The following is a 6,461-nucleotide window of genomic DNA, read 5'->3' as shown; positions in this document are numbered from 1 at the left end:
GCAGCTTCAGGACCACATCGATGCCTACGTCAACGCTTACAACGACAAAGCCGAGCCCTTCGTCTGGACCAAGAAAAAGGTCCGTCAACGCCGGTTCAAAGGCCGCCGTATCACTCAGCTCTGATTCCGGGTACTAGCTCGCCGAATGGACTGGCCAACCAAAACTCTATACGCCCGAGAAGGGCGATTCCAGCGGACGCGGCAGCTCCATCTCGGTTTTCTCGTCGGCGCGGAGGGTTGGACGCCCGGCTGGCCTGCATGTGCGCTGCATCGCGGGAGACGGTCGCCAACGAAACTGCGCGCGCCGAACTCGATTTCGCGTTGTCCACGCTCGCTAACTGGACACGCAACCAGACAGGCAAGCCGTATGATGAAAGCCGTCGGCCCGACTGTAGAGAATAGGTGGGGCTGACGTCGTCCCGCATTCCTTTTGCTTCCGTCCGCCCTAGCCTGCGATAGGGCACGCCCGCGTGCTTTCAGAATCGGGGGCAGCCTCCCCACATTGCTAGATCCATAAAATCGCGTGCGGACGAACGCGAGCGGCGCGGCTTCACGCTGTCCACCGAGTGAGGCGGCAAGGCGGCGAACGTCGACGCCAGCACCATTTTTGGTCGGGTGAATCCGCGTGCCGGCTTCGCTTCCAATGAGGCCCCATTTGTGGGGGGAGCCGAGGCGAACAGGTGTTAGTGACATCCAAAACGCGCTCGAGACAAAGAAAGCCCTCGGCGGCTACAACCGCCGAGGGCTCCGTCTGGGCTGGCAGGGGGGATCGCAGACCCAGACGTGACAGGACCGTTAGGCAGTGAAATGACGATCCTGTATCAGGAGTTCTGGGAGACTCGCTTTAGAGTAGGCTGGCCGTGCATGCAGGGAGAGGGGGAACAATCCTGCGAAGTACAAACCCCAGTCACGCGCATCAATTCAAGCGACATATCCATTGACCCTAGCCTTGTAATCGAGGTCTTTGCCCCAGGAATCAACTGATTGAAGGCAAGCGCCTTCAAGGCGGAGAGCGTGAAGCGCCGACGCCACTGGCATCCCCGATTGTGGTTTGCCATGGGCGCCGTCGTGGTCCCAGCCGGCTTGGCTTGCGCCCTTGCGCAAGCCGCGCTCGGCGATCGCGCGCTCTCGTCAGAGCGTTCAGCGCTCACCGAAAGATGCGGTCGGTTCGCGCCGAATGGTGCCGGTAAGCGGTCATGCCCTGCTGTAGCGAGGCGTCGAGCTCATCAGGCAGCTTGGCGAAAATTCATGGGCTCCTCCGAGAAGACGACGGTCGTGACGCGCTACATCCTTCCGCGAGATGACATTGCAAGAGCCGGGCCATGCGGAAGGATCGGGATTCTTCGGCTATTTTGGGGGCTAGCTGCGGAAAAGCTGGAGGCGCACGCGTCTGCTCGATGTTTGTCACGTCCGCAACAAAAGAGACCGTTGCTGTAGCAAACGTGACGATGAGTGGCAGTTGTACGTCGGCAGACCGAGAAGGATCGGCGCAGAAGCGCGCGGCGCGCATCTTGGTTCGAAGCTTGCATGGAGAAGCAAGATGGTGGAGCAAGCCAAGCGGGAGCAAGGCAGATCGCGATGAGGGGACCAGACATCGAAGCCCTGATCAGGAAAGGCTTTTCGGACGCGGAGGTGTCCATGACTGATCTAGCCGGCGACGGCGATCATTATGGCGCCCGCGTCGTTTCGCGCGCCTTCACAGTCAAGAGCCGAAGCAGCATCAGATTGTGTATGCGGCGCTCAACGGGATAATGGGTGACGAGCTTCACGCGCTCGCGCTGACGACCGCGGTCCCGAGCGGTGCACTCGGACCTTGTCCCCCTTCAGATGAACCCAATCGAATGCGTGGCGGGCTCATGAACTCAGAAACGGAATTCGAGCTTCCTCAACTCTACAGGCATCATGTCTTTGCCTGCCACGTCCAGCGTCCGCCTACTCATCCGCACGGCAGCTGCGGTGCAGCTGGTGCGCAAGCCCTGTGGGACAGGACGAGCAAGGCGATCGAAGTGCAAGGGCTCACCGATATCGGCTTCACGGCGGCGGGCTGCCTCGGCTTTTGCAAGGCCGGTCCCTTGATGGTGGTCTATCCCGATGGCGTCTGGTACCGTCCAACCACGCCTGACGACATCGACGAAATCGTCGAGTCCCATCTCAAGGAAGGTAAACGTGTCGACCGCCTGGTGATGGTGTTGAAGCGGAGCTGAGGGCTCGGTTAAAGGCAGCTTGCGCGGGCTATCAAGTTAGCCTCGGCTTCCATCTGACGACTGGCGTCTCTGGAATCCTGGGTTACCCTCTTTCGCCAGGGTGATGAGTGGTGGTGACCTCACGGTCCTTCATCAAGAACTCCGTGCCCAACCGGGCCCTTGACCTTATAGGTGCGGCCTTCGCTTTCGTCGGGATCCTCGGTAAGATGGATGTTCCTGATCAGGGTGCGCGCTTGATCACCGTGGACGAGCCTTTGGATTTCAAGTCCCTGATCACCATGCCCTGCCACCTCCAGCGGCGAGCCGTTTGAATCCCTGACGTTGATGTCCTTGTGGCGCTTTGCGCGACGCTCGCCGAGATGGAAAATGGCTTGATCAATCACTCTTACCCTTCGATCTGGTCCGTCACCTCATGTTGACTCCGCCAATAGCGCAAAGCTAAAGCGAATGCGGCGCCGGGCCCGGCTCCCGGCGCTGAGAGAGATGACGCTTCTTCGAACCGTCAGCTCGCTCGATCTTTTTGTTTGCGCAACCCGGTTTCCACTTTTCCCCGATCGTGCTCTTGGGTCAGAACTTGTAGGTGATGCCGCCGCCGACCAGCCATGGGTCGATATTGGCGCGCCCGGTGACCGGAATCGCCTTGTTTACGGTCGCCGAATAATCCGGCCGCAGCCACAACTTCTTCACGTCAACGTTGAAGCCCCAGTGACGGTCGAGCATGTAGTCGAAGCCGAATTGGACCGCGGCGCCAACTTGGTTGCTGATCTGCAGGTCGGTGACCGCGAGGCCAGCGACCGGCGTGTTGCCCGCCGACTGGTTGAAGAATACGGTGTAGTTGATGCCGGCACCGATATACGGCTTGAACGCGCCGAAATCGGTGAAGTGATATTGCAGCGTCAACGTCGGCGGCAACAGCCAGGATTTGCCGATGTCGAGCCCGTTGAGCGTCCCGGTGCCGTTGATGTGATGCTTGGTCGCGCCGAGAATGAGTTCGGCGGCGATGTTCGGGGTGAAGAAATAGGTGATGTCGAGCTCCGGGACCACTTGATCGCTGATCGAGAGCCCCAAATTCGGTGACGACAGGCCCGGAACGCCGAAGACGTTAACCGAGCTACCTCGAGCATCCGGCAAAACGCCGAGCACGCGCAGGCGGATCATCCAGGGATTGAATGGTTCGACCGGCGGCGCTTTGGTGTAGATCGCCGCCGATGCGAGATCGGCAGCTTGCAGCGACATGGTGGCCCCACCGAATGCCTCACGAGCAGCGAGGCTGTCGTCAGAATTGTTCTTGTTCTCATCAAATTCTTCGATTCCCAAGTCAGCGCGGGGAGTCGCGCGACGTCTCTGTCACACACGCGGCATCGCGAAGGATTTGATGCGAATCAAAATCGGGCGGTCGAGACACGATCAAGTCGCCATGTTGCGAAAGGATCACGACCGTAAGGCGTGATGACTGACTTTTCTTCGAATCGTCATTCCGCTCTATATTTTTTGTTTGAGCATGATCTTCTCGGAAAAGCGGTTTCCACGTTTGCGGATCACGCTCTAATGCAATCCAGCTACAGCGGTAACGCGCGATCGAGGGGCCTCGAAGTTGCGCCGCCATGCCCGCGCATACGCGGGGATTCATTGAGGCAGCAATGTTCGCCAAGTTGCCCGGCTTCCTCCTCTATCTGAAGGGTGCCGGCCGGCAATTGACTAATCAATTCCGCGTCGCCCCTTGTTCGGAAGTCGGATTGGAAATGATCCTGGTGCGGCATATGGTGGCCGAGCCGGGCGCGAGCGGCGAGTTTGGCGTTGCCTAGCCGATCTCGACATAAACCTTCGTATCGTTCCGTCCTACCCTTTGGATACCCGACGATTACCTACGTTCAATTGAGCTGCTGATGGCGGTCGTTCTAGGCTGCGTGCTGCCCTCCTTGGGCGTTTCCTCCCTAGACTTCGGCCGCTTGTGGCAACGCAGGCGGCCATTTCTTTGTCAGATGGCCGCTGACTCGCATGGCGCTCCTGTAATTGGCTCGGAAACGAGTGGGCGGGCCGTAAATGAGCGTCATCATCGATACCAATCTAGCCGAACGCCGAAGGCTAAGCTTGATGAGCTAAATAAGAAGGCGATCGACGCCATCACGTCCGGCAAGCTCACAGATGGGCGCCAGTATCAGCGCAATGTGGGGTAAAGGCGCCCGCCGCCGCTGCGCACCTGCTCGCTTAGACGCTGGAAGACATCCTGAAAGACCAGGAGGAGAGGGATGGTACGTGTTTCGACATTGGAACGCCGTTCCAATTCGGAGGACGAGAAGGGCCGAGCTGATGAAGCTCGTTGGCGATCTGTGCACCATCGAGCTGCTGAACAACAAAGGGGTCAGCATCTACATCGAGCCGGAGAAGATCGATGGCGGGCTCATCCTGTCGACCGGCGCGATCAAGGAATCAGTCTGGCAGGACACCGTCGGCCTGGTGCTCAAGAAGGGCAAGACCGCCTTCAAGCATGAGCCGCAGACCGGCACCTATTTCCACGGCCAGGATGTCAAGGCCGGCGATTGGGTTGTATTCCGGCACGGCGATGCTCGCCGCGTCCGGATCAAGGGCGTGGATTGCCGCATGGTCGAGGACACGCTGCTCGACATGGTGGTCGACAACCCCGACGTGATCACACACCGCTGATAGTGACACCGCTTGGCGGAGCTTTCGGGCGCACTGAACTAGAGCGGGTCGTTTTGTCGGCTTTGAGACCAATATCCACCACATGACGCTACACACACCCAGTACGAAGCGACTGTAGCCAACTTTCAAAATCGGCACATCGCTTGCTTCATTCGGGGCACCATCACCGGTCGCAGGCGGGGCGGTGCTGTAGGGACGGACTCGGCACGTCCTCCATGGCGTCCGGCCGCCCCGCCAATTTGTTGTGGGGCGACATGAAACAGCCCTTCGGCGCCTCGCTCGGCTTGATCGATGTCACTACGAATGTCGATGCGGTCGAACTGGAACGTGCAGCGAAGCGTCCACTGATGTCCGGCTTTCACGCGCAATTCAGCATCGGCGAATGTGCCGGCTCCGCCGCGATGACCGCATTGGCGGGCTGCACCTTGGGGCTTTTTCATCAACCCTAATTAAAATTATAGACGCGCGTGTAGAGCCCCGATCGTCTTCAGCGAGCCTGCTGCCGCGCCCGAAGAAAGGGGAGCGGGGAAACTCCGCTTTCTTCGCCTCTCGTTAAACTAGCGAGTAGCGTAGCTCACCCGCTCCGGCAGTACCCTCCGGCTGCCTCGCTCGAGCATCGCTCGAGATCGTCCTGCATGCTCCGCCCAAGCAGCGACAGCACGGGCTCATGATCGAATCCTGCGCATCTTGCGCCGTCGGCGTTGATCAGCGGGCGCCTTATCTGGAGCGGATCGCTCAGCATCAGCGCGAGTGCGCTCGCCGCGTCGCTTATGTCGGGATTGATTTGGCCTGACTTGATACGGGGCGCGGCGCGGTTGAACCAGGATCCGACCGGCGTATTGCCGAAGAACTGGCGCAGTTGCTCCGCGCGCCACGGCTCCTTCAAGATATCCTTGGCAATCACGTGGTGGCCCGCGGCCTTCAGCGCCTGCATCTGGCGCGCGTTGGTGGCGCAGCCGGGTTTTTGATAGAAAATGATCGTCGCCATGGCGTGGCCTAATTCAGCACCCTGAGCTGCACGATGGGCGCGGTGGCGCCGCGTTCGAGAATACCATCGACCTTCTTGCGGACGGCTTCCAAGGTGAGAGGCTTGATAAGCACGCCGTGCGCGCCCGCCTTGATGCCTTCGGCCGCGGTGGCCTCGTCGGATTTCTCGCAGACGATCAGGATCCGCACCTCGGAAAAATGGGCCGCCAATTGGCCGATCAACGGCGGCCCCTTTTGTTTGAAAAAGGAGGCGCCGAGCAGCACCAGATCGGGCTTCAACCAATCGACGCGCCTGACAAAAGCCTCTTCAGGCGTTGCAAGCTCGTGCGTTTCGATCTCATCGTGCAGCATAAGCTGCAAAGCCACCCGGGTGATTTCGTCATCATCGACCACGAAGACCGGTCGCTGGTCTTCCGCCTTCGAGGTTTCGACGCCCATCTGCATTATCGCTCTCCAAGCGGCTTGTATGAGAAATTAGCAATTTCCGTTCCACGCATGAACGCATCGAAAGGGCCCGCGCCAAGCCGGCTTTTGCCCGTTTGATGCTTGCGATCCTTGTTCGGCTTCTGACAGCGGCACAATTGCTGTCACCTTCAAAACACCTGG

Annotated in this window: 8 protein-coding genes and 2 pseudogenes; 6 read left to right on the top strand and 4 right to left on the bottom strand. The window is 59.5% G+C overall.

The features are described from left to right. From AC5ZGW_RS45080 to AC5ZGW_RS45070, 3 genes and pseudogenes are all read left to right on the top strand, one after another. A pseudogene (locus AC5ZGW_RS45080) lies at positions 1 to 124 on the top strand (IS630 family transposase); the annotation flags it as partial. 1,448 nt (positions 125 to 1,572) lie between these two features. Next, positions 1,573 to 1,796 (top strand): annotated as a pseudogene (locus tag AC5ZGW_RS45075) (BolA/IbaG family iron-sulfur metabolism protein); the annotation flags it as partial. Between the two features lie 60 nt (positions 1,797 to 1,856). After that, complete coding sequence (locus AC5ZGW_RS45070) at positions 1,857 to 2,204, top strand: (2Fe-2S) ferredoxin domain-containing protein (protein WP_028169327.1); 348 nt, start codon at positions 1,857 to 1,859, stop codon at positions 2,202 to 2,204. A gap of 119 nt (positions 2,205 to 2,323) precedes the next feature. Here the strand turns inward: AC5ZGW_RS45070 and AC5ZGW_RS45065 are convergent, their stop codons facing one another. Further along, positions 2,324 to 2,587, bottom strand: coding sequence for a hypothetical protein (locus AC5ZGW_RS45065; protein ID WP_035693183.1), 264 nt, complete (start codon positions 2,585 to 2,587; stop codon positions 2,324 to 2,326). Between the two features lie 184 nt (positions 2,588 to 2,771). Further along, positions 2,772 to 3,440, bottom strand: coding sequence for an OmpW/AlkL family protein (locus AC5ZGW_RS45060; RefSeq protein ID WP_080664218.1), 669 nt, complete (start codon positions 3,438 to 3,440; stop codon positions 2,772 to 2,774). 404 nt (positions 3,441 to 3,844) lie between these two features. On the opposite strand from AC5ZGW_RS45060, the gene AC5ZGW_RS45055 reads away from it, so the two are divergent. From AC5ZGW_RS45055 to AC5ZGW_RS45045, 3 genes are all read left to right on the top strand, one after another. Continuing rightward, positions 3,845 to 4,009 (top strand): hypothetical protein, encoded by a 165-nt coding sequence (locus AC5ZGW_RS45055; RefSeq protein ID WP_155255682.1) that lies wholly within the window; start codon positions 3,845 to 3,847, stop codon positions 4,007 to 4,009. A gap of 505 nt (positions 4,010 to 4,514) precedes the next feature. After that, positions 4,515 to 4,868, top strand: a complete 354-nt coding sequence (locus tag AC5ZGW_RS45050) for a hypothetical protein (protein ID WP_130231350.1) — start codon at positions 4,515 to 4,517, stop codon at positions 4,866 to 4,868. Between the two features lie 215 nt (positions 4,869 to 5,083). Beyond that, a complete protein-coding gene (locus tag AC5ZGW_RS45045; protein WP_207231180.1) occupies positions 5,084 to 5,317 on the top strand; it encodes a hypothetical protein in 234 nt (77 codons plus the stop codon). Positions 5,318 to 5,442: 125 nt separating this feature from the next. On the opposite strand, the gene AC5ZGW_RS45040 is transcribed toward AC5ZGW_RS45045, so the two are convergent. Continuing rightward, positions 5,443 to 5,856: a thioredoxin domain-containing protein gene (locus AC5ZGW_RS45040; protein WP_130231348.1), complete on the bottom strand. Its 414-nt coding sequence runs from the start codon at positions 5,854 to 5,856 to the stop codon at positions 5,443 to 5,445. 8 nt (positions 5,857 to 5,864) lie between these two features. Next, positions 5,865 to 6,299, bottom strand: a complete 435-nt coding sequence (locus AC5ZGW_RS45035; RefSeq protein WP_130231346.1) for a response regulator — start codon at positions 6,297 to 6,299, stop codon at positions 5,865 to 5,867. Between the last annotated feature and the right edge of the window lie 162 nt (positions 6,300 to 6,461).

Source organism: Bradyrhizobium sp. Crot121, assembly GCF_059512385.1.
The sequence above is the reverse complement of the archived record's forward strand: the minus strand, read 5'-3'. Positions and strand labels throughout refer to the sequence as shown.